Raw genomic sequence first — 23,298 nt, forward strand, 5'->3', positions numbered from 1 at the left:
AGTGAATCTATTTATTCGTCAAATAATTAATCTGTATAGCCGACTTGTTGTACAGGTTGAGCACATCGAGGTGATTTTGCCGAATGCCAATGGCCTGTCCTAAAAATTGACTAAGCTCTGCAAAAGCAATCTCTCCGGTATTATAGCTCAATGTCGCCGCTTTAATAATCTCATCGGCCTGTCGAAGCCCCGAGGTTTCGTAAAACTTCAATAGTGCCTTGTTTTTCTCCAATTCGGCCAATGCTATAGATTGATCTGTCTGCAACTGCTGCCTATTATAACGCAAAGCCTCTTCCTGGACTTTTACCTCAGCCTGCGCTGCACGTACCTTATTTCGGGCGGCTGTAATGCCAAATAGCGGAAAAGAGGCACCTATCGAAAAACCCGTTATTGGATCATTCATTCCTAAAAACCGTTGTGAGAAGAACTGACCTGAAAAATCCGGCATATTACTATTTTTTTGTACCTGCACATTAGACGAAGCAACGGCAATATTTTGCTGTTGTATCGCCAATATTGGGTGTAATCCTCCATCTTCCGCAGATTCCATCTTTAACTTCTGCATAGGTTCTTCAATAGGAAGCATCCATTCATTAAGGTTGGTCAACAGCATTAACTGTTGTTGCTGTGCTACCATATCTTTCTTATTCTGTTCAATCTGTGCGCGGAGTTCGTTCAGCTTGGCCTCAGCTGCAATTCGATCCAACATAGCGACATCCCCCGTTCTTACACGCAAATCAGTCGCTTTGAAGAGATTATCATAAATGCTATCCAATTGAAGGAATAGTTGCTGTCTGTCCTGCAAATACCACAGTTGAAAATAGGCTATACGGACGTCCCTTTTTATTGTTGCAGAGAGTAGGTCCTTATTTAATTCCACATACTTCAACTGCTCGGTAAAATACTTCCTTCGGGCGGCATACAATCCAGGCCAAGCAATATCCTGCGATACGCCAAGATTAAAATTACCCTTTCTATTAGAAGGTTGTATTTCTTCGTTTTGTGCAAATACGTTGACCTTTGCGATATCATTTGCTGTTTTTACCGTATATCCTGCCGCTTCTACTTCGGCCTGGTTCATTTTATACTGTAGATTGTTTCTTAACGCGCTATCGATTAGATTATCGACAGAAAACCTATGCTGAGCATTTGCAAAGAGCAATCCCATCCCCAGGAGCACGATAGTCATAGTCGCTTTCATAATATCTTGTTTGCGTAGTTTTAATTTCGAATTAAAGATAATGTACAATAGTGGTAGTACAAATAACGTAAGGAAGGTCGCTGTGATGAGCCCTCCAATCACGACTGTAGCCAAAGGCTTTTGAACTTCGGCTCCAGCACTTGTACTAATCGCCATCGGTAAAAAACCAAGAGAGGCCACCATCGCAGTCATCAATACAGGACGTAATCGAATTAAAGTTCCTTCTCTAACACGTTGCAACACATCTTTCACCCCCTCTTTTTGCAATTGATTGAATGTCCCTATGAGTACTATCCCATTTAATACCGCTACACCAAACAGGGCTATAAAACCAATACCTGCACTGATACTAAATGGCATATCCCTAAGTAAAAGCGCAAATACCCCGCCGATAGCACTCATTGGAATTGCAGTAAATATTAAAATTGCTTGCTTGAAGGAGTGAAAAGTGAAATACAACAGCATAAATATCAATAATAAAGCGACAGGCACAGCGATCAGCAAACGAGCCGATGCTTTCTGCAGATTTTCGAATTGGCCACCGTACGTAAAGTAATAACCCGATGGAAGCTGCACCTTCTCTAGCTTCTGCTGAATATCCTCCACCACCGACTGCACATCACGTCCCGACACGTTAAATCCAACTACAATCCGTCTCTTTCCAGATTCCCTACTGATCTGTGCTGGACCAAGCTTGTAATCGATATCGGCCAATTGGAATAAAGGTACCTGTACTCCACTTGCAGTTGGTACCAAGAGGTTTTTTACATCTTCAATACTACTCCTATGGGTACTATCCAGTCGAACAACCAAATCAAAACGACGTTCATTTTCGTAAACACTTCCTGTACTCTTGCCCGCAAATGCTGTACTTACGATATCATTGACATCTTGAATTGTCAAGCCATAGTTGGCGATACGTGTACGGTCATATACGATATTGATTTGCGGCAGGCCACTTACCCGTTCGATCTGTGGCGGGGTAGCTCCCTCTACAGTTTGTATCACTGCTCCGACCTGATTGGCATAATTTGCCAATGTATCCATGTTCTCCCCGAATATTTTTACTGCGACGTCCTGCCGGATACCTGTCATCAACTCGTTAAAACGCATCTGTATGGGTTGATTTTTCTCGAAAAAGACACCAGGAATTACTTCTAGCTTTTCCATAATAGCATCACCGAGCTCTTTATAAGTCCTACCCGATTTCCATTCGCTCTGCGGCTTCAGAATCACCATCATATCCGTAGCCTCGGGAGGCATCGGGTCTGTAGGTACCTCGGCAGCACCTGTCTTTCCTACTACCATACGCACCTCATCAAATTCTTTGATAATTCGGGAAGCCTTCATTGAAGTTTCGATACTTTGATTAAGCGAACTACCCTGAGGTAAAATACAGTGAAAGGCATAATCCCCCTCTTCCAGTTGCGGAATAAATTCTCCTCCCATTCTACTAAATAGAAACATAGAAAATCCAAACACCAGTACAGTAAGACTCACTACAATATATTTAACCCTAATTACCTTTTCAAGTACCGGTCTATACCATCCTTGAAGTTTGGCAATCATCTTATCGCTAAATGTTTTCTTGTCACTGTTTTTCTTCGGCAAGAACAAAGCGCACATCATCGGAATATACGTCAATGAAAGAATCAACGCTCCGAATATGGCAAAGCCTACTGTTTTGGCCATTGGTGTAAACATTTTGCCCTCTACTCCCACCAAAGTCAAGATCGGTATATATACAATCAAAATAATGATTTCACCAAAAGCCGCACTGGTTCTTATCTTTGAAGCAGATTCAAATACCTCCTCATCCATCTGAGCCTGCGTGAGGCGGTCTGTTGACTTTCTTAACCCCAAATGGTGCAGTGTAGCCTCTACCACGATGACTGCTCCATCTACAATCAACCCAAAGTCAATAGCACCTAGACTCATCAGATTGGCACTCACACCAAATACATTCATCATCCCGAGAGCAAAAAGTAACGACAAGGGAATAGCCGAGGCTACGATCAACCCTGCTCTTAGATTCCCTAAAAACAGCACCAACACGAATATCACAATCAGAGCCCCTTCAATAAGGTTCTTCTCGACCGTTTGTATAGCTCTACCGACCAGATCTGTACGATCGAGATATGCCTCAATCACAACATCATCAGGTAAGGATTTTTGGATAGTAGGCAACTTGTCCTTGATGCGCTGGACTACCTTATTACTGTTTTCCCCCTTAAGCATCATCACCACACCGCCTACAGCGTCTACCTCGCCATTGTAGGTCAATGCACCATAGCGTACCGCACTACCAAAACGCACATCGGCCACATCTTTAATATATACCGGCACTGTACCAACAGTTTTGATCGCAATATTTCCTACATCTTCCAATGAAGTAACCAATCCTACACCACGGATGAAATATGCATTAGGCTTTTTATCGATATAAGCGCCACCTGTATTTTGATTGTTCTTTTCCAGCGCCGTGAATAGTTCCGGGATACTCACATTCATCGCCCGCAATCTATTGGGATTAACAGCAACCTCATACTGTTTCAACTGTCCACCGAAACTGTTAATCTCTGCAATACCTGGTGTACCGTACAATTGTCTAGCGACGATCCAGTCCTGCATCTCGCGAAGATTTTTCGCATCGTACTTATCTTCACTTCCTTTTTTGGGGTGGATTATATATTGATACACTTCACCTAGACCTGTGCTCACTGGAGCCATCTCTGGGCTGCCTACACCTTCGGGTATCTTTTCGACGGCTTCTTTCAATTTTTCATTGATCAGTTGCCGTGCAAAGTAAATATCTACCTCTTCTTTGAAGACCACAGTGATCACCGATAGACCGAATCTGGAAATACTGCGAATCTCTTCCACATTAGGGACATTAGCTATACTCTGTTCAATCGGAAATGTGACCAGCTGCTCCACCTCCTGTCCAGCCAACGTGGGCACCGAGGTGAATATCTGCACCTGATTATTCGTAATATCAGGCACTGCATCGATAGGTAACTTTGTTGCGCTCCAACTTCCCCATATAATGAGCAACAAGGTCATTAACCCTATGATAATTTTATTTTTTATACTAAATCGGATAATACTATCTAACACGATAATTCAAATTAAGTCTGTAACCCTATTTACAACAAGATATTATGGATATCAAATCCTGATTGACAACAGTTATTGAATCAAGCTATAACGAAACAACAATTAATAGTTAGAATTGTTGAACGCAATACATATTAAATTTCAATAAAAGTGATACTATACATACGAACGTATGTATACCTAAAAGACTTGATTAGACTTGAAACTTGGGAGGTTGCCAGACAGTACCTTTATAATCAGAAACAAGAGATTTCTTCTTAAAAAAATGGTTTTTTATCTGATAGACCAAGGGTTGCACAGGACTCTCATACCAAAAATAAGACACTTCGGTAATGTGCGCACCACAGCAAGAACAACTGCACAATGGTGTACAAGTATCCCCCTCTTCATGATCATGATCATGGTAATCGGATTTTAAGTGTGTTAAATCTATTGGAGGTTGCGCTGAGATCTGATCGGTACAGGGCAGTGTAGCCAGTACTAATATATAAAGGGGCAATATATATGTCAACCATCTCAACATAAGCAATATTACATATTTCCAACAAGACATCCAAATATTAAATGCCTCCGCTAGACCATCAATAAGCTATATTATATCGTCTAAACAAGTATTACAGTGTATTAGAGGACAGAAAGGAGAGATCTGTAACAAAAGAATAACATATAACTATTATTAAATATTACTTATTTTTATAAAAATAAACCTCAACACATGAAAACACTATTATTCGGGCTGATATTAGCCGTGAGTTTACAAAGCGCTGTCGCGCAATCAACACCTGCACCAGCAGAAGAGGTCTTAAATACTGCCGTTGCAAAAGCCGCAAGGGAAAATAAAAGTGTACTGGCTATATTTCACGCATCTTGGTGCGGATGGTGTCACAAGATGACAGCCAGTCTCAATGATCCAGCTATAAAACCCTATTTCGACAAACACTATATCATTGCAGACTTTACAGTATACGAAAGCAAGGGAAAAGAACACCTGGAAAACCCGGGGGCAGCAGAATTACTAAAGAAATACAACAATGCCGATCAGGGACTTCCCACCTGGCTTGTTTTTGACAATAAGAAAAACCTGATAGCAGACTCACAGATCAGACCGCAAGGCGCCGCTATGACTACAAAAGGACAAAATGCAGGTTGCCCTGCCGCTCCAGAAGAAATCTTACATTTTATAAACTGCTTGAAGATGAGTTCAGGACTAAACACTGAGGAGCTTGCCCAAATCGCAGCAGTTTTCCAAAAAAATCAGGTCAAACATTAAGTTCGAGAATACCTGCCTATATGACAGGAAATCTGCTAAAATGGTTTCTTAATAAGAATATTACAAAGGTATTATTCAGACTGGTCTATTTTTTGCCCTAAGCTAAATCATGAAATCATCATGATTTATTCAAACCGAGCGAAGTTAGTTCATAAATGCAGCTTAAAAGATACACTATGAATAAATCTGATAACTTCAGCATAAATGAGAAACAAATATAAGCAGATGAAAACATTATTGAGATTTCTTGTCCCTCTTGCTTTAATCGGGATTATAATATGGCTAGTCAAAGATAGATTTTCGCCCAGTACTAAGGTAGAAAGCAGACACCAGATTCTTGTGGAACGAATAGAAGCCATGGGAAAACTGGAATTGGTCAAATACAGGTTTAGCGATGTCATCGAACACAAAAATATAAGTACCTACCTTCCGGATGCTAGCGTCTTGCTCATCGTCAAAGCCGATGCTGTCGGCTGTATCGACCTCAGTAAACTGAAGGCCGAAGATGTCACCGTCTCGGGCGATTCTGCTTCTATCGTTTTACCAAAAGCAGAATTATGTTATGTTAAGATCGACCATAAGGCATCGAAGGTCTACGACACGAAAATGGCTTTCTTTAGAGAGGCAGATTTAGTAGATGAAGCTTTTAAAGGTGCAGAGGTTGAGATCACTAAACAGGTTCAAAAGTCAGACATACTCGCACAGACACAATCAAATGCGAGGCATGTATTCCAACCTCTGCTAGAAGGACTTGGATTCAAAAAAGTAAACCTTACTTTTAAGTAGTTTGACAAACTTTAGGTTTCAGACCTAGACGGGCAAACATTGTCATATCATCAGACATTCCGGGATTAGGGGTTACGAGTAGCGTTTCCCTTTCTCCACTGAAGATCGAGTTGGCTCCAGCCATAAAACACCAGGCCTGCTCAGTTTCATTCATTTCGACACGACCAGCACTGAGTCTCACGATCGATGCAGGCATCGCTATACGAGCTGTAGCGATCATTCTTACCATATCCCAGATATCTACCTTCGGATTATTTTCCAATGGAGTCCCTTTGACACGAGCGAGTGCGTTAATCGGTACCGATTCGGGATGAAGCTCCATCGTAGCCAATGTAAGCAGCATCGCGATCCGATCAGCAACAGTCTCTCCCAAGCCGATGATTCCTCCCGAACAGACCGTAATACCAGCCTTGCGTACATTGTTTATCGTATTGATCCTGTTGTTGAAAGTGCGCGTGGAGATAATCTCATCGTAGTATTCTTCCGAAGTATCCAGATTATGATTGTAGGCGTACAAACCCGCTTCTTGAAGCCTTTTTGCTTGACTTTCGGTCAACATTCCTAAGGTACAGCAGACTTCGAGTCCTATATCATTCACCCCTTTTACCATGTCGATAATGCGGTCAAAATCCCGATTATCCCGCACCTCGCGCCAGGCCGCAGCCATACAGAAGCGCGAAGAACCATTTTCTTTAGCTTTGCGTGCATGTGTCAATACAGTCTCTGTAGGCAACAGTGCCTGCACTTTAATATCGGTATGATAGCGTGCCGCCTGACCACAATACGAACAATCCTCAGGGCACCCTCCTGTTTTTACAGAAAGTAGTGTCGATATCTGCACTTCTTCTGGATTATGCCATTTCCGATGTACCGAAGCTGCTTCGTACACCAGCTCCAACAATGGCTTATTGTAGATAGCAAATAATTCCGCTCTGGTCCAATCGTGTCTTAATCGCTCTTTTTGATTCATATGCATATAATTTGACTTTCAGTTGCCATATGAACAAAAGTACAATATCCACCAGTCCGCACATGGATCCGCTTTTGAGATTTTAGATAGTCCGGTATAACTAGCCTTCTCTCTTTATCGCAAAAATCTTATTTTCAGATTCAGTCCGTTGCTGGTCCATCAGCCTTTCCAACTCGCTCACTTTAACCCTATTCTGATCACTTAGATCATTTCTTTCAAATCTATCTTTAGCAATATTATAGAGCTCTGTCCTTTGCGGTTTGCCGTCTTTGTAAAAGCGAATAGCTTTCCAATCGCCCAAGCGAACTGCCTGTTTGAATCCTCCTTCATTAAACTCCCAGTACAATGGCCTATTTGCTATTTGCTTACCCGATGTAAGATCCTTCCAAAACGAAACACCATCTATGTTCATTGGAGCCTTGGTTTTTGTCATCTCGGCAAAAGTAGGCATGATATCCCAAAATGTACCTGTAAAGTCGCTCACCGTCCCTGGCTTGATACCCCCTGGCCATTTGGCTATAAATGGTGTACGAATACCTCCTTCATAAAGATCTCGCTTTACACCACGTAGCCCCCCCGTGCTCTCAAACACCTGCATGATATCATCCATCGTACGTCCGCCTTCTTTATGAGTACCATTGTCACTTGTAAAGATCACTAGCGTGTTTTCTGCTATGCCCAACTCATCCAATTTTTTCAATATCCATCCTGTATAGTCATCCATACTTGTGACCATCGCGGCATAGGCTGCCTTGGGATAGGGCTGTTCGCCATAGTGAAGCCCTGCTGGTTGTGCCTTTTCTGGAGCAAACTTACTCGTTCCATCCGCATTTAGATAAGGTTTCAGATATCTTTCGGGTACCTTGAGTTCGGCATGTGGAACCGTAAATGAGACATACAGAAAGAAAGGATTGTCCTTATTTTCTTCTATAAAACGTACAGCTTCTTTCGCAAAAAGTTCATTCACGTAGGTATCCTCATCCACCTTCATCTTTACACTATGTCCATTCTGTAGTCTCCATACGGAATTACTCAACTGAAAATGTCCCTCTACATGGTGCAAAAAACCAGTGAAGAAGTCCCAGCCCTTCTTTTCCGGAGTACCGGTAGTTCCAGCAAGCCCCAATCCCCATTTTCCAACCATGCCGTTGGTATATCCGGCTTGCTTCAGCACCTGAGTGACAATAGTGTCTTGATTCCTAAGCGGAACCTCACCATTCCCCCTTATGTATACTTGGCCTGTATGCTGTCCGGTCATTAAACTTGCCCTAGATGGTGCACACACTGTACTCCCGGCATAAAACTGGGTGTATCGTCTCCCTTCCGCAGCCAGACGATCGAGAACCGGTGTCTTAATGTGTTTTTGTCCGTAACTTCCGATATCGCCGTAGCCCATATCATCTGCTAGAATAAAAATAATATTGGGCTTTAGAGCTGTTTTTTGCGCTTGAAGTGGTGACAATAGCAGTACGAGGGCCGCTAATGTCGAAAGAGGTTTAAGTAGTTTCATTATCCGAATATACAGAATATACTTTTCTCCTCCTACATCATACATATAGATTGTTTCCCTATCAAAAACCTCTTAAAAAAGGGAAAACATCAGGTTTTGAGCTCTCCGGGAGAGATACCATAATATTTTTTAAAGGCACTGCTAAAATTATTCTGATGTCCATAGCCAGTCAATAGAGCGACTTCATAGACGGATAACTTATCTTCCAAAAGATACAACCTTGCCTTCTCCATTCGCACACGGGTCAAGTAGTCGTGTATAGTGACTGAAAAGTATTCTTTAAAATCTTTTCGGAGCTTACTTTCGCTCGTTAGCACCTCGGAGGCCAGTTCCCGTTGGGTTGGCGGATTGGCGATACGCTGTTCTAAAATTTGTCTAGCCAGCTCCAAACGTCCTACATCGCTATCGTTAAGTTGGGTGGACACCTGACTAGACTTGTCATTATATTGCTCAAATTGATACATTAAAAGCTCTACAATGCGGGATTCTGTATGTAACCGCCTAATTTCACCCGTCTTCTTCGATTCAATAAGTTCTGACATTGTATGCTGCATTTCATAGGTCGCTATTAGGTCGTCTTCCGAAAAACTAACATACTGCCCTTTTTCTATAGCTGTCACAAAATCCCGATGTAATAGAGAATCTCTTTTGATAAGATTAAGGTAATAGGCCTTTGAGATGACCGCAATAAAATAATTGTACTCAATACCTTCCTTTACCTCATGGACAGATTCCAGGGATGGAATATAGCGGATATTATGTCTGCTCATACCTAAAGGCATCTTATCGTCTATCGTTTTGTAGAAAATAAACTGACTGGTAATAGCCTCCCCCTCCACTTCGGTATGTACATGTACGGGTTGATCGAAGTACATTCGGCTATGTAAAATAAAAAGACCACTCGTCGATAGTTGAAAATTATGCATGCGGACAGGTGGTCTATCAATATCCAGACGCTGCTCTACCAGGGGTTTATCCGGCACATAGCTATCTGGAATTTCTTCAATAAAAAGCCATTCATCCAATTCTACTATTTTACTTTTTATCAACATATCCAAGCGATTCCTAGTGAGATAAAGATACTGTTTTTACCAAAACAAAAACACCTTTATTTAAACTCTTTCTAAACAACAGAATTCTTATTACATTTACCTAACACTTCATCCCTCCTGTCTTTTGCTACGGCATGATTCGCAAAGAACTGTAAGATCAAATCATCATTGCTATCAAAAAGTTCGATAACTAATTGATCCTTTGCCCCATTACGCGATTCAGACGTGATTCTTCCGATATTGTGCCATATTATTTCCAATTCGAATGTAGGTTCTTTAATAATATATCTGCTTCCCTGATCAATCAGATTGAAGACCATCCCTGAATAAGATTGTTCACATCCTCTATTGATCAATTTGATGGTCACTGGAGCTCGATTCGCAGCACATAACGCTAAAATTTGCCGAAATTGACTTATCGCTTGATCGTGTAGATTCTCCGTTGGTCTGGATTTTTCAACGGTCTCCATCGAGGAGCAGAATGTCCATCTATTGTCTCGATTCTCATTCACTAGCAGCGCTTTCAATCTTTCAACACTATTTACATTATCCTTCTCATCGGACAAAGAAATGGCATGCAATTCCATTCCGTTTTTATTAAAAAATCGCAACGATCTTCCAATTTCATTTTCGACCAGCATGCCTATATGCCAATGGTTAAAAAGAAAAATTAAGTCAAAATCTCCTTCAAATATCACCTTCCTGTCCGATTCACAACTATGTATAGTATAACAACCTAACAAAGTGTGTCGAGCTCCTCTACTGCTAGAACATATGCGTACCTTACCCAAGCCCGGTAATATTCCGACTAATCGATCAAAATCGGGAATAAATACTTCCGTCTTATTTCTTTTGTCCAGACGCCAGATTTCAAACTCTGGGACGCCGACTTTCCGAGCCAATTCATCTGTCGACAAATAGGGTGATTTATCAATCAACAACTCTAATATCCTTTCGGTAGTCATAGCTGATTCATTAGGCAACAACGAGTTAAAACCAGTTGCATCTAGTACTAGTTCTTCCAATTTCACATTAGGTTTAAGCGTTTTCGCACTCAGTTCCACGACAGATTCAACCGAAAAAATGGTATAAATATCTTTTGTATTGAGCACCTCTACCGGAGTTCCATCAATCAGCTTCCGGCCGTTCTTCAACATAATTATCCGATCAGCATACATAGCCGCAAAGTTGACATCATGCACGATCAGTACGACCATAAATCCACGTCGGGACAGTGCCTTAGCAATCGCCAACACTTTCTGTTGGTACTGTAGATCCAACGCCGATATTGGTTCGTCCAATAACAACAGGCTATCTTGATTGTCCCAGATTTGCGCAAGTACACGCGCCAGCTGAACACGCTGCTGCTCACCACCCGACAAGCTCAAAAAAGTACGATCTCCCAATGATTTCACGCCACACAAATCCATGACCTCATCCACTACAAGCAGATCCCTAGCCGAGGGAGTCGATCTGAAATGGGGATAGCGCCCCATCATTACGATTTCATTCACCTTAAAAGCCAATGTCATCTGTTGCTGCTGGCTCAACATAGCCCGACATCGAGACAGCTCTTTCATATCATACTGATCCAGCGCCCTGCCGTTCAAAAGAATAGCCCCATCTGTTGGCTTCTTTTCCCCACAAAGCAGCCCCATCAATGTAGACTTTCCTGCCCCATTAGCGCCAAGTATAGCCAATACTTCTCCCTTCCTCATCTGAAAGGAGATATCTTTAAGCAACTTTCTCCCCTTTATCTCATATGATAGCTTTTCAACACGTAGCATAAGCGGCTTATCTTATTTATCCTTTATTAAAATATATAAAAATACAGGCGTACCCAACAATGCCGTGATCACCCCTATAGGCAATTCTATGGGAGCGACCAATACCCGAGAGAGTACATCTGCCAAAGTCAATACCACAGCTCCCAACAACATCGATCCTGTGAGAACATATTTATGGTCTGCCCCCCCTATTAGACGTATAATATGAGGTACCAACAAGCCCACAAAACCAATTATACCCGATACCGCTACCGAAGCTCCGACCGCCAATGTCGACAATACGATTACCCATCGTTTTACGCGATCGGTACGCATACCCAGTAAATCTGCTTGTAACTCTCCAAGAGCAAAAGCATTCAACGCCTTGCCGTAAAATGGCAAAACAATCAGCGGAATTGCTATAAAGGGAAAAATTGCCATCAAATTGTCCCAGGTAGCGCCGCCCAAACTCCCCAACATCCAAAAGGTGATTGTCCGCAGTTGTTGTTCTGTCGCCATATAAGTCATCAGCCCGGTTAGAGCTCCAGCAAAGGCATTGATAGCTATACCTGCCAGCAACATCGTTGTGACATTTGGTCGCCCTTCCTTACGGGCTATCTGATAGACCACAAATGCCGTAAGCCCTGCGCCAAAGAAGGCTCCAAAAGCCAAGAGGTAATAGCCCAACCATTCGGCAAGACTATGCAGCACCAAACTCTCCAAAGCAATAATCATTACCGCAAATAAGGATGCGCCAGACGAGATGCCTATTAGTCCTGGTTCGGCCAGTGGATTACGAAATATACCTTGTATAGCGGCTCCGGATATACCTAACGCAGCTCCAACCAAGAGCCCCAATAAGACCCTGGGCATACGGATTATAAAAAGAACATTATCATGCGTAACATCTAGATCAACACCATTCAAAACTCCCAATCTACTGGCAATAAGGCGAAGAATGTCGTTGACCGAAATATAGTAAGCTCCCAAGCCTAATGCAACTATTGCAATCACGAACGTCACAATAGCCAGTGCGATTAAAATAATACGCTGCTTTCTCTCCACCGGATATCCTTATCTTAAATTCATCATTTCGACCATCCCTTTGTGCAGTTCCATAACGGCTTCAGGTAGACGTGTACTAAAATTGACAAGTAATGAAGGGTTCATAACCAAAATACGCTTATGTTTTCCCGCTTCTGTAATACGTACACCGGGTAACTTCAGCATCGCTTCTTTACCGCCTATACTGCTTACACCAAAATCAAACATTAAAATGATGTCAGGATTCGCATCGACTAGCGATTCCGTAGTATAAGGTTTAAAATCTGAGAATTCCTGAATTGCATTTTTCCCTCCAGCCAACTCGATCATCGCATCTAGGCTACTGCCTTTGCCCGCAACACTCATCGTACCCGTACCTCTCGCATATATAAACAAAACCTTTGGTCTAGAACCAACTTTACCCTCGTTAACAACAACTTCCAATATACGATCCAGGCTTAATCTTGTCCGTTCAACTACTGCCCTTCCCTCCGCAGTCTCCCCAAGAGCATCTGCTATATCCTGAATAAATTTAAAGGTTCCTTTGACCGAGTAATCCTGCCTCAGCGTTACAAACTTTATTCCCGATTTACGGATCTGCTGCACAACAGTAGTGGGCACTTCACCTTCAATAGCTAATACTATAGTAGGCTTAAAAGCCAGTATACCTTCTGCAGATACTGAACGGTTCTTACTAACACGAGGAAGCGCAGCCGCAGCTTTAGGTGACACACTTGTCACATCTGTAGCTACCACAGATTTTCCCAACCCCAAGCCATATACCGTTTCCGTAATCGAACTACTTAACGTAATTATCCTTGGGCTATTGGCTTTGACAGCAAACATGTAAAGCATACACACCCATACTACAACAACTCTCTTCATTTGAACCTATTTTATACCTTCTATTCTTTGTATTACTAGATAAAGTCCTTTTACTAAAAAGCACCTCCTCTCTAGAATCTGCTACAAAGCAAATCAATAATCAGTCTAAATACAAATAATTGCAATTATTTCTCACAGCGAACAAAACTTCAAAACAACAACACAAACAACTATAAAACAATTAGTTAAAACAAAACAACAAGAATAAAACACCCTCCAACAAACGAATTGAATATAATTTTTGACATTTTTCATAGACAATTATTGAATATGATTTAGTTCTTTTGTTACACTATTTAGAATTAGTAAAAATAAAAACAATATTCTTGTACACGCGACACATATTTTATTTTTTCATTAGCATGCTTTCAATCATGTGCTCTACAGGGGCTCATGGACAGCAGCGCTTAAACTTCACAGGGGCTATTGTCGACAGCGCAAATCGACCGCTACCCGATGCCATAATCACGTTATTTCCAGACAAAAAGACCTACAAGACCAGCGCAGACGGAAAATTCAGATTCGAAAACCTTTATGCGGGCAGCTATCGATTTTCCGTTAACATGGTGGGCTATCAGCCTTTCATCGATTCACTCGATTTAGAAAATAATGATCGTTATAGAAAGATCCAGCTCCTTAGCCTTTCCAATTCCATAGAAGAAGTCAATGTCAATGCCAGAATACGGGCTGTAGACAACCTTATACAAGCCGAACAGGCCGCTATGCCCGTCAAAGTCATCACCAGACGTGAAATCGAACTTATGGGCAGCCGTCGATTGGACGAAGTAATGAAAGAACAGACCGGAGTCGCCATCGTCAATGATATAGCGGGGGGCGCACGAGCAGTAGGTGTACAGATACAGGGCTTCAGCAGCAATTACGTCATGGTGCTTGTAGATGGTCAACCTATGCTAGGTCGAAATAACGGTAGTTTTGATCTTTCACGTATCTCCGTGACGAATATTGAACGTATAGAGATCATCAAGGGAGCCTCTTCCTGTTTATATGGCAGTGATGCTTTAGGTGGTGCTATCAATATCATCACTAGATACGGCGCCTTGGTACCTCAAGCCCATGCGTCTCTCTTATATGGTACGCTCAACACCGTAGACGCTACATTAGAAACCGAGACCCCCTTTTCCAACCAGCGAGGCAGCATAGTCCTATCCGGAAATTACTACCGCACCGATGGCTTTAACACAGACACCAAATATCTGGATAGCAAGAGTACGACCTTTCCCCCCTATACAAATTATAGCATACAGGGGCGATCCCGTTATCGCATCAGTAAGAGCGGTACCTTGGGTTTTACTGGGAGATTTGCACACCGAGAATCTGAGATGATCAACGCCTGGTCTGCACAATCCGCTATTCAGGACAAACAGCGTGACCAAGACATTAATCTATCTGCAAGCTATGACCATAATTTCAAATCTGGCCTACGCAGTATGTCGCGTTATTACTATTCTAGATTTCATTCGGAGATTACAGCACAATGGTTACAACAGGGCATTCTTGCTGCAGCCGAAGAATTCGGACAAAATGTACATCGTATCGAACAGCAATTTGCCTATAGCCCTCTGACCCATTTAAAACTTACAGGCGGGGTAGGTGCTAGCTTGGAGATCATGGATAACCAAGCTCTCGACGAGAAGCGATCGCTTAACAGTACATTTGCCTACTTACAAACCGAATGGAAACCCGTAGATAAATTACTAACGACCCTTGGCTTACGATACGATCAATCCAATGTATACGACGCCCATCTTAGCCCCAGCTTAGGGTTGCAATATCACCTTAGCCCTACATTCCTTCTTAAAGCAGGTACAGGTGCCGGATTTAAAGCTCCAGACTATAAAATGCGTTATCAGGTATTTTTCAACCCTGCAGCCAATTATCTAGTCGTAGGCACAGAGCGTATTGCAGATATTGTACAAAGCATGGATCAAAATGGGGAACTAAGCTACCAAAACAGTTATATGCTGAATTTGGTCGCCAACAATCTTAAAGCAGAGACCAGCCTCTCCAACCATGTTGGGTTTAGTTGGAATCCCTCTCCAAAACTGCAGACTGATTTCTCGTTATTTTACCACCGTATCAACAACCAGATCAGCACAGTCGCAGTTGGTAATGGGACATCTATCGCGCAGATCTTCAGCTACCGTAACTTGCCCAAAGCAATGAATAAAGGCTTTGAAGCCTCTATTACCTATCAGCTGACAAAAGACTTACAGTTATCCGGGGGCTATCAATACCTCATTTCTAAAGACTTGAGTGTGCTTGATAGCATTGCCGCTGGAAACTATCCGTACAATCAGATCAACGATCCTGCAACAAGTGAATATCGAAAGAGTAAAAAATCTGATTACTGGGGTATCGAGGATCGCTCCAGACATATGTTTAACTTGAAGGCAAGGTATGAATATAGACCATGGGGTCTTCATATCAATACGCGAATCAACTTCAGAAGCAGTATCCCTTTCCAAGAATATAACGGCAACCAATTCATAGACCGCTATGACATCTTTGTACCGTATCACACACTGGTCAATGTAACCCTAGAAAAGAGTATTATGGACAAGAGACTTACATTCCGTCTTATCGGTGATAACTTATTCGACTTTACGAGTCGCTATCTACTCGGCCAACCCGGAAGAGTGATTATGGGAGGTGTCAGTTACCGTTGGATCAAAAAAAAGGAATCCTAAAGACAAAAAAGCGTTAAAAATGAAGACTATTAAATTGATCATAACAGAGTGCACTATATGGCTTTCCTACCGGAGAATCGGACGGTGCCTGTTTTCCATTTCTCTTATCTTCTTCCTAGCGGCCTGTGGCAAGGACAAAGACTATGGCATAGGAACGGAAGATGGCAAGAGCACCGTCATTAAGGATCTACCTGGCGATGTCGACGCATCCATGAACGATGGTGCCGACGGCAAGGAAAATCGTCCCTTTCAAACCTTTCTCTTTCGCTTTCGAGACCAAAAACAAATTTGGATCAAAACGCAAGCCGACTCCGCCCAATGGCTCAAAACCAAAGAATGGGATATTGCATTTACGGGTCCCTATAACTCGGAGATTTTTGTAAACAATAGCCTCGATCCCTTCAATCCCGGGTATGAAGGTACAGCAGATCGTACCGCTGTGATATTGTTAAAACAAGCTTACCAAGGTGTAACCCTTGCCCCTTCAGACCAAGAATTCGACAAAAGTGGGACAGGCAAAATCGGTTGGGCGTACAACTCCGAATCACTCGGATGGTTTCAGTACAGCCTCTCTACACATCTCATGCAGGCATTACCCAATCGTACCTATGCCATCCGACTTCCCGATGGAAGATATGCCAAACTACAGCTGATCAACGTTTACAAAGGCAATCCGACAGCGGTGACCAATATGAACTGGCCATCCCCCTACTATACATTCAAATATTATGTACAGGAGGATGGAAGTAAAAACCTGGATACAAGAACACTATAAACAATTCAAAAATTATATAAAACCATGAACAGATTATTTAAAGCAGTAGCACTGGTATGTGCTTTGGTAGTAGGATTTACCTCTTGTAGTAAAGACGATGTGGAAAAAAAGCTGAGCGACACTACAGCTACGACTTCAACAGCTACGATACAGGTCCCCTCGGGAGCCAAGGTTTATTACGATTTCAAAACAAATTCTACACAGGAAAAAGACAAAGGCATGATAAGCCTTTCGGGTATGTATGGTTCAACCTTAGAGAACAACTTACCTGGAAATTATAAAATGGGGTATCTTGATAAAGAAAATGTAAGTATAGAGAAGCTGACACTTTCTATGATACTAAGTTCAGATATAAAAGCTGCAAATAAATTAGGAATTGATGCATCTAGTGCACCGGGGGCTAGCCCTTCAACAGATCCGACCTGGATAATCTACGACTTTAAGAACAACCATGCGGTCTATCCTACAGCTAATCGCTACATCGTAATGTATAAGGGAGAGAAACCGAACGATAGCGCTGACGAACTTTATATCATCCAGGCTGCGGGTATTACAGCACTAAAAGGTGATGCTACTTACAATCTAAACGTTAAAAAATTCACAAAGTAGTAATCCATTGCTAAGATTGAAACATAAAAACTGGCAATAGTACTTCTAACGGTGTACACATTTTAGAGAAAGCATTCGAAGACATAATCGAGATTCAAGTCAGTTTGGAGTTTAATATAGTTGATCATATATTGGTAGTGAAGGAGGGCACGACGTTCGAAACCCTGTAGGAGCAAATAGTATCGAACTATCGTTTTTCATACACGATAAATCAAAAATCAGCATAAAAGACAAAGAATAAATACGAATCTTTGTATAGAATCGTTTTAAATAAAAGAGAAAATATGTTAAGTCAAAATATCAAAGAAAGCACTCACACTGCTCATCAAAAAACAGAAGGCATTGTCGTTCGTCAGTTAAAAGCTATCCGTTCAGAGGCCGATTACGCCGAAGTACTTAAAGGATTTTACGCCTATTTCCGCGCTGTAGAAAATAATATCGCTCCTTTCGTAACTACAGCGGTATTACCAGATCTAACAGACCGTCGTAACTCTTCTTACATCAAAAAGGACATCGAAGCTCTTGGCAGCAATGTAGATAACCTCCCAGACGCTACTGCACCAGTAGTAAACAATGTATTGGAAGCCCTCAGTTCGTTGTACGTATTGGAAGGATCTATCATGGGTGGGCCTTACATCGTTCAGATGCTCCACAAATACGGTATTGAGCGTGGCACGTCCTTTTTCGAAGGTTATGGCGCCAATAGTGGACAGATGTGGGCGGGATTCACTGCAGTATTGAACCAATATGGTGAAAATCCTGAAACACATCAGACAGCTATTGACATGGCCAACCAAACATTCCAACAGTTTGGCGAAGTATTTTCCGGAATACTTTCGACCAACTAACAAAGTCATAACATAAAAAGAAAAGCGCATCCTCGTTGAGGATGCGCTTTTCTTTAAGATCCAGTATCATCGCCTAATTGACCTTATTCCACCACAACTTAGTATTGATCACATCATCCCCCTGTCGGGCCAGGGCCTCCCTGTAGCTTGTTCTATTGGTACTCTGTTCCTTTAGCGGATAGATAAAGCGGCTAGGAATCCCGTCTCCTACTTCAGGTACAAACGGATAAGAGACCTGTGCACCTTTTACAGTCCCAGACCATACGATATCCCCTTTTTTCACTAAGAATAACGGATATCCTGTCCTTCTGATTTCGGACCAGCTCTCTATCCCCTGGTTAAATAGGGCGATATATTTCTGGCTTAAGACATTTTCCTTGTTTGCTGCCGGTAGCGTGTTCAGATAAGCCTCCACATCCGCAGGGCTTACCTGCCACTTCTCTAAAGAAGCACGGACAGCCTTTCGGTAAGACTGTTCATCCCATCCCCTTCGTTCCGAAATCAAAAACTCAACTTCGGCATACTCCATCAACACCTCAGCGTAATTGGCTGCATTAATAACAGCACCTGGCAGCGATATGGAATCCACGGGAAACAAATCGCCCGCAGCCAAAGGCAAACCATAAGGTTGCCCCACGTAAGCCCCCTTACTATTAGGTTTGGCAAATACCTTCAGACGAGGATCTAAAATCTTAAAAGGCCCCCTTTTACCATTTAACACTTCCACAAGAACATGTGATACTGCAAAGTCCTTTCGATTTGCCGTGACCGTAGCCTGATACAATGGAGCCTCATTCGGTGATGAGCTGGAATATTTAAATACAGCATTATCCCCATTCGATCCAAAAACCCCTTTCGTCAATGCATCATTTATATGTTCTGTCGCTACCCCCGGTAATCTGTGGGCGATACGGTTTGCGAGACGTAGACGCAGACTATTGGCAAACTTAGCCCACTTCAAATTGTCGCCATCATAAATGATGTCTGTATTTTTAAAAGTTTGCTGCGTACTATATTTCAGTAGCGTATCTGCGGACTGTTTCAATTCATTTAAGATATCGACATATATCTTTTCCTGCGAAGCATACTTGGGTGTCAGGTTATCAGGGTCTTGCTGCAGTGCCTCAAAATCAGGATCATTGTTACCATAGGATTGATAAGGCACATCGCCAAAGACATCCGTTAAATTATGAAAAGCATAGGACTTCAATATACGTGCTACCGCTATCTGATTGACGTTTGTTCCTGCGCCGCCCAGCGTCACCCGATTTTTGGTAAGCTCAGCTGAATTCAGCTTGATTATTTCATTAAAGTTATTGAGTGCACGGTTCAGTCCAGTCCAAAAAATGTCCGAGTAATTTACGGGCATCATATAGCGGGATTGATCCGTATAGATATTCTGGCTAAAGTATTGCGCATATAATTGCGCTCCACGCAGATTCAATTCCGGGTTTCGTACGGTATTCATCAATAACTTCTCTCCACTCACCAACAGACTGGAAGTACTCACGGCCGATGGTCTATTGGGATCGGCATTGATCTCCTCAAAGGTACGATCCGAACAGCCCGTAAGCTGTAGTCCCAAAAGTAACAGCCCTATTATATATCTAAAATCTCTCATGACTATCTAAAATTTAACGTTTACATTAAAACCATACGTTAGCGGAGTGGGAATATTTCCTCCCTCGATACCCTGCACGTTTCCACCACTCGAAGTAAACTCCGGATCGATATACTTGCTCTTCGTATATATATTCCACAGGTTGCGGCCATACAGAGACACGCCCACATCTTTAATTACCTTACTATTATTTATTTTAAAGTTGTAACCCAATGTCACCTCGCGCAGCTTGACAAATGTTGCATCAAAAATAGAGAAAGCGGTAGGTCCATTATACTCATTCCGGGCCCATTGCTGTGCTGTCACCTTCGTATCATTTTCACGGACATTGCCTACCGAATATGTACCATCAGCGTTAAAATCAACATCAGCTTTAACGCCGTCGAGCACTACACCCGTTTCCCGGATGTTGTTGGCAGCAGTCTTGTCCAGTATACCGGCATACATTCCCACTTTATAGGTCTGTGAGAAAAAGCTTCCCCCTACTCTGCCATCGATCAGAAAGCCCAAATTAAACCCCTTATAGCGGAATTGATTCTGAAAGCCAAAAATATACTTAGGCAATACAGATCCCAAGGGCACAAGTTGTGATGTTTTCATATACACACCATCCTTATCCAGTACCTTACGACCATCTTCAGCATACACAAAATCATAACCTAAAAACTGTCCATAGGTTTCTCCTTCCCGAGCTACCAGATTAACCAGACCATCACTCAGCGTCAGCGTATTGACCATATCATCTATATGTATCACCCTGTTCTGATTTCTAGACCAGTTCAATACTGTATTCCACTCAAAATCTGTCTTGCGGATAGGAGTCCCAGTCAATGTCACCTCGATCCCTTTATTGTTTATTTTACCGGCATTAAGCACCTTCGCTTCATAGCCAAAAGAAGAAGAAACAGGAACTGGCAATATCTGATTACGAGAATCATTATTGTAATACGTCACATCCAGTCCCAATCTATTTCTAAAAAACTGCAACTGTAAACCAGTCTCCCAAGAGCTTGTGATCTCTGGTTTTAAAACCGAATTATTCAAAGTCTGCGGCAAGCTATTAGACGGTTTACCATCAAATGCCTGCTCCACCTCATACACCTTGGCCAGTTGGTAAGGGTCAGTATCATTACCGACCTGAGCCCATCCTAAGCGCAGTTTAGCAAAAGATAGCCAATCGAGTTGCTTTATCCCTTCCAACTGACTAAAGACAAAACTACCGGTAAATGAAGGGTAGATAAACGAATTGTTATTGGTAGGCAAGGTAGACGACCAATCATTTCTTAATGTAGCATCTAGAAACAGATAGTCTTGATAGCCCAATGACACACTACCATAAAGCGATGAGATACGCTTATGATAACGCCTATTATCAATCTTAACAGCCGAAGCATTTTTCAAATTATAATAATTAGGCACCACCAATCCACCCTGAGTGATCGCATAGTCTACTTTTCGCTGTTGATCCCTTAGATTGGCCCCGATATTTGCCACCAATGACCAGTTGTCCCAGTTTTTATTGGCTGTTGCCAGGAACTCGTAATTATACTCATTCAGTGTATTTGCAGCCTCCTCATATTGAGAGGTACTCCTGGAATAAACAGCAATCCGGTCCTGCGACCTGAAACTATAGATATCACCATGCACCTTTGCATTCAGATTCAGCCAATCATTCACCTCGTATTGCGCGCCTATGTTTCCGTAAAACCGATCACGCTGCTCTCCCATATAACTTTCGTAAGCCGACCAGAACGGATTATCAATAAAACGTGTTGCCTCTCCGGCAGCAGTATTCTGCCAACCCGTTCTGTTCCATGCCCTAGGCGTCCCGTCGGCACGCTTATAATCTTCCAAAATCTTATAGTCTACCTGCACGGCCCCCCACTGGAATGCTTCCAGCATGATATTACGGTTCGATGCACCCGACCAGGGCTTACCGATAGAGCTGTTCCGTACATAGTTCAGATTTGAAGTCACACGAAGTTTTCCTATTTGTGTTCCTCCCGAAAAATTCAGATTATTCCGACTCAGTTTAGCATTTGGCACTGTACCACGTACATTCTTATTGGTATACGACAATCTATAATTCGTATTGCCAGACGTTCCCGCTATCGCTAGGTTGTTGGTATTTGCCAATCCCGTTTGAAAGAAATAGCCAACATCGTCTTTGGGATAGCTCCAAGGCGTAGGCTTTAAGTAAGCGGCTTCATCTTCCGGATCCAAAGCGTACCACTGCAGTACATCCTGTCCGTCCAGACGAGGTCCCCAACTTTCGTCCGAAGCATAATCTACAATCTTATATTCCTTTCCATTGATCTCCTGTGTTTTAAACTGAGTCGAATACCCCTGACCATATAGCTTCTGCCGCTTAGGCAATCGTACCACATGTTCCAAGTCTAGCCCCGTATTCACCGAGATATCTACGCGTTCGTCTTTAGCCGCCTTCTTGGTGGTTATGATAATAGCGCCATTCGCCGCCCTAGCGCCGTATAGCGCAGCAGCAGAAGGCCCTTTTAACACCGTTATATTCTGGATATCATCTGGATTTATATCCTGGATTAAGTTACCCACATCTTTCCCGGCACTACCATTGATTGTCGCCGTCGTATTCAAGTCGGTATTATCTATAGGAGTTCCATCGATAACATACAGGGGCTGATTATTTCCAGCTATAGAATTGATTCCCCGCAACAGCACACGGGAAGATCCGCCCATATTTCCTCCCGACGAGATGACCTGCAGACCGGCCACCTTACCCGAGAGTGCACTTACTGCATTCGTCGGTCGAGTCTGGAGTTGCTACCTTTAATGCGAGACAGATTTAATAAGTAATTATAAATTTGTAGAGATGCATAGAAAATTTGATGATTCATTTAAGATAATGGCGGTCGATTTGAGCGTTGTTAAAGGTTCAGTAGCAGAAGTTGCAGGCGAATTGGATATTGATCCCAGTTTACTTAGTAAATGGCGCAGGAACCCACGTTACAATGGTAATAAGGTTCTCCCGGACAATCCTAAGATAAGCCCCGAGGAACAGGAACTGAGGGTTTTGCGTAAGCGACTTAAAGATGCGGAGTTAGAGCGTGATATTCTAAAAAAGGCCATAGCCATCTTCTCCAAGGGAGACGGTCCATAT

Annotated in this window: 16 protein-coding genes and 1 pseudogene; 7 read left to right on the top strand and 10 right to left on the bottom strand. The window is 42.5% G+C overall.

Annotated elements, in window-relative coordinates; translation table 11 throughout:
- Window positions 1-7: 7 nt before the first annotated feature.
- Both B5X76_RS02200 and B5X76_RS21600 read right to left on the bottom strand, forming a co-directional pair.
- A complete protein-coding gene (locus tag B5X76_RS02200) occupies window positions 8-4,318 on the bottom strand; it encodes a CusA/CzcA family heavy metal efflux RND transporter (RefSeq protein WP_079640795.1) in 4,311 nt (1,436 codons plus the stop codon).
- Between the two features lie 193 nt (window positions 4,319-4,511).
- Window positions 4,512-4,841, bottom strand: coding sequence for a DUF6660 family protein (locus tag B5X76_RS21600; protein ID WP_139375174.1), 330 nt, complete (start codon window positions 4,839-4,841; stop codon window positions 4,512-4,514).
- 192 nt (window positions 4,842-5,033) lie between these two features.
- Between B5X76_RS21600 and B5X76_RS02205 the strand changes: the two genes are divergently transcribed.
- Both B5X76_RS02205 and B5X76_RS02210 read left to right on the top strand, forming a co-directional pair.
- Window positions 5,034-5,588, top strand: coding sequence for a thioredoxin family protein (locus B5X76_RS02205; RefSeq protein ID WP_079640796.1), 555 nt, complete (start codon window positions 5,034-5,036; stop codon window positions 5,586-5,588).
- 204 nt (window positions 5,589-5,792) lie between these two features.
- On the top strand, window positions 5,793-6,374 hold the full coding sequence (locus B5X76_RS02210) for a DUF4230 domain-containing protein (RefSeq protein ID WP_245800904.1): 582 nt from the start codon (window positions 5,793-5,795) through the stop codon (window positions 6,372-6,374).
- Here the strand turns inward: B5X76_RS02210 and bioB are convergent.
- From bioB to B5X76_RS02240, 6 genes are all read right to left on the bottom strand, one after another.
- On the bottom strand, window positions 6,367-7,344 hold the full coding sequence (gene bioB, locus B5X76_RS02215) for a biotin synthase BioB (protein ID WP_079640797.1): 978 nt from the start codon (window positions 7,342-7,344) through the stop codon (window positions 6,367-6,369). The two genes, B5X76_RS02210 and bioB, sit on opposite strands and share 8 nt — an antisense overlap.
- A gap of 100 nt (window positions 7,345-7,444) precedes the next feature.
- Entirely contained in the window at window positions 7,445-8,854 is a 1,410-nt protein-coding gene (locus B5X76_RS02220; RefSeq protein WP_079640832.1) for an arylsulfatase, read from the bottom strand.
- 89 nt (window positions 8,855-8,943) lie between these two features.
- A complete protein-coding gene (locus B5X76_RS02225; protein ID WP_079640798.1) occupies window positions 8,944-9,906 on the bottom strand; it encodes a helix-turn-helix transcriptional regulator in 963 nt (320 codons plus the stop codon).
- Between the two features lie 71 nt (window positions 9,907-9,977).
- Window positions 9,978-11,693, bottom strand: a complete 1,716-nt coding sequence (locus B5X76_RS02230; protein ID WP_079640799.1) for a heme ABC transporter ATP-binding protein — start codon at window positions 11,691-11,693, stop codon at window positions 9,978-9,980.
- A 12-nt stretch (window positions 11,694-11,705) separates the two neighbouring features.
- Window positions 11,706-12,737 carry a FecCD family ABC transporter permease gene (locus B5X76_RS02235; protein ID WP_245800906.1) on the bottom strand — a complete coding sequence of 344 codons (1,032 nt, stop codon included), beginning with the start codon at window positions 12,735-12,737 and terminating at the stop codon, window positions 11,706-11,708.
- 9 nt (window positions 12,738-12,746) lie between these two features.
- Entirely contained in the window at window positions 12,747-13,601 is an 855-nt protein-coding gene (locus B5X76_RS02240; protein WP_079640800.1) for a heme/hemin ABC transporter substrate-binding protein, read from the bottom strand.
- Window positions 13,602-13,963: 362 nt separating this feature from the next.
- On the opposite strand from B5X76_RS02240, the gene B5X76_RS02245 reads away from it, so the two are divergent.
- The 4 genes from B5X76_RS02245 (at window position 13,964) to B5X76_RS02260 (ending at window position 18,541) form a co-directional block, all read left to right on the top strand.
- Window positions 13,964-16,309, top strand: coding sequence for a TonB-dependent receptor (locus tag B5X76_RS02245; protein WP_245800908.1), 2,346 nt, complete (start codon window positions 13,964-13,966; stop codon window positions 16,307-16,309).
- 19 nt (window positions 16,310-16,328) lie between these two features.
- Window positions 16,329-17,084 carry an HmuY family protein gene (locus B5X76_RS02250; protein ID WP_079640836.1) on the top strand — a complete coding sequence of 252 codons (756 nt, stop codon included), beginning with the start codon at window positions 16,329-16,331 and terminating at the stop codon, window positions 17,082-17,084.
- Window positions 17,085-17,108: 24 nt separating this feature from the next.
- On the top strand, window positions 17,109-17,693 hold the full coding sequence (locus tag B5X76_RS02255; protein ID WP_079640802.1) for a hypothetical protein: 585 nt from the start codon (window positions 17,109-17,111) through the stop codon (window positions 17,691-17,693).
- Between the two features lie 284 nt (window positions 17,694-17,977).
- Window positions 17,978-18,541: a biliverdin-producing heme oxygenase gene (locus tag B5X76_RS02260; protein ID WP_079640803.1), complete on the top strand. Its 564-nt coding sequence runs from the start codon at window positions 17,978-17,980 to the stop codon at window positions 18,539-18,541.
- Window positions 18,542-18,614: 73 nt separating this feature from the next.
- Here the strand turns inward: B5X76_RS02260 and B5X76_RS02265 are convergent, their stop codons facing one another.
- The gene (locus B5X76_RS02265; RefSeq protein WP_079640804.1) at window positions 18,615-20,162 is read right to left on the bottom strand and encodes a SusD/RagB family nutrient-binding outer membrane lipoprotein; all 1,548 of its coding nucleotides are present in this window, start codon (window positions 20,160-20,162) and stop codon (window positions 18,615-18,617) included.
- Window positions 20,163-20,168: 6 nt separating this feature from the next.
- Window positions 20,169-22,946: pseudogene (locus B5X76_RS02270) on the bottom strand (SusC/RagA family TonB-linked outer membrane protein); the annotation flags it as partial.
- A 64-nt stretch (window positions 22,947-23,010) separates the two neighbouring features.
- Here B5X76_RS02270 and B5X76_RS02275 point away from each other — a divergent pair.
- A partial coding sequence (locus B5X76_RS02275) for a transposase (RefSeq protein WP_139375176.1) occupies window positions 23,011-23,298 on the top strand: 288 nt, incomplete at its 3' end.

The sequence above is a fragment of the Sphingobacterium nematocida genome (assembly GCF_900168125.1).
In the GTDB taxonomy this organism is placed as follows: Bacteria; Bacteroidota; Bacteroidia; order Sphingobacteriales; family Sphingobacteriaceae; genus Sphingobacterium; species Sphingobacterium nematocida.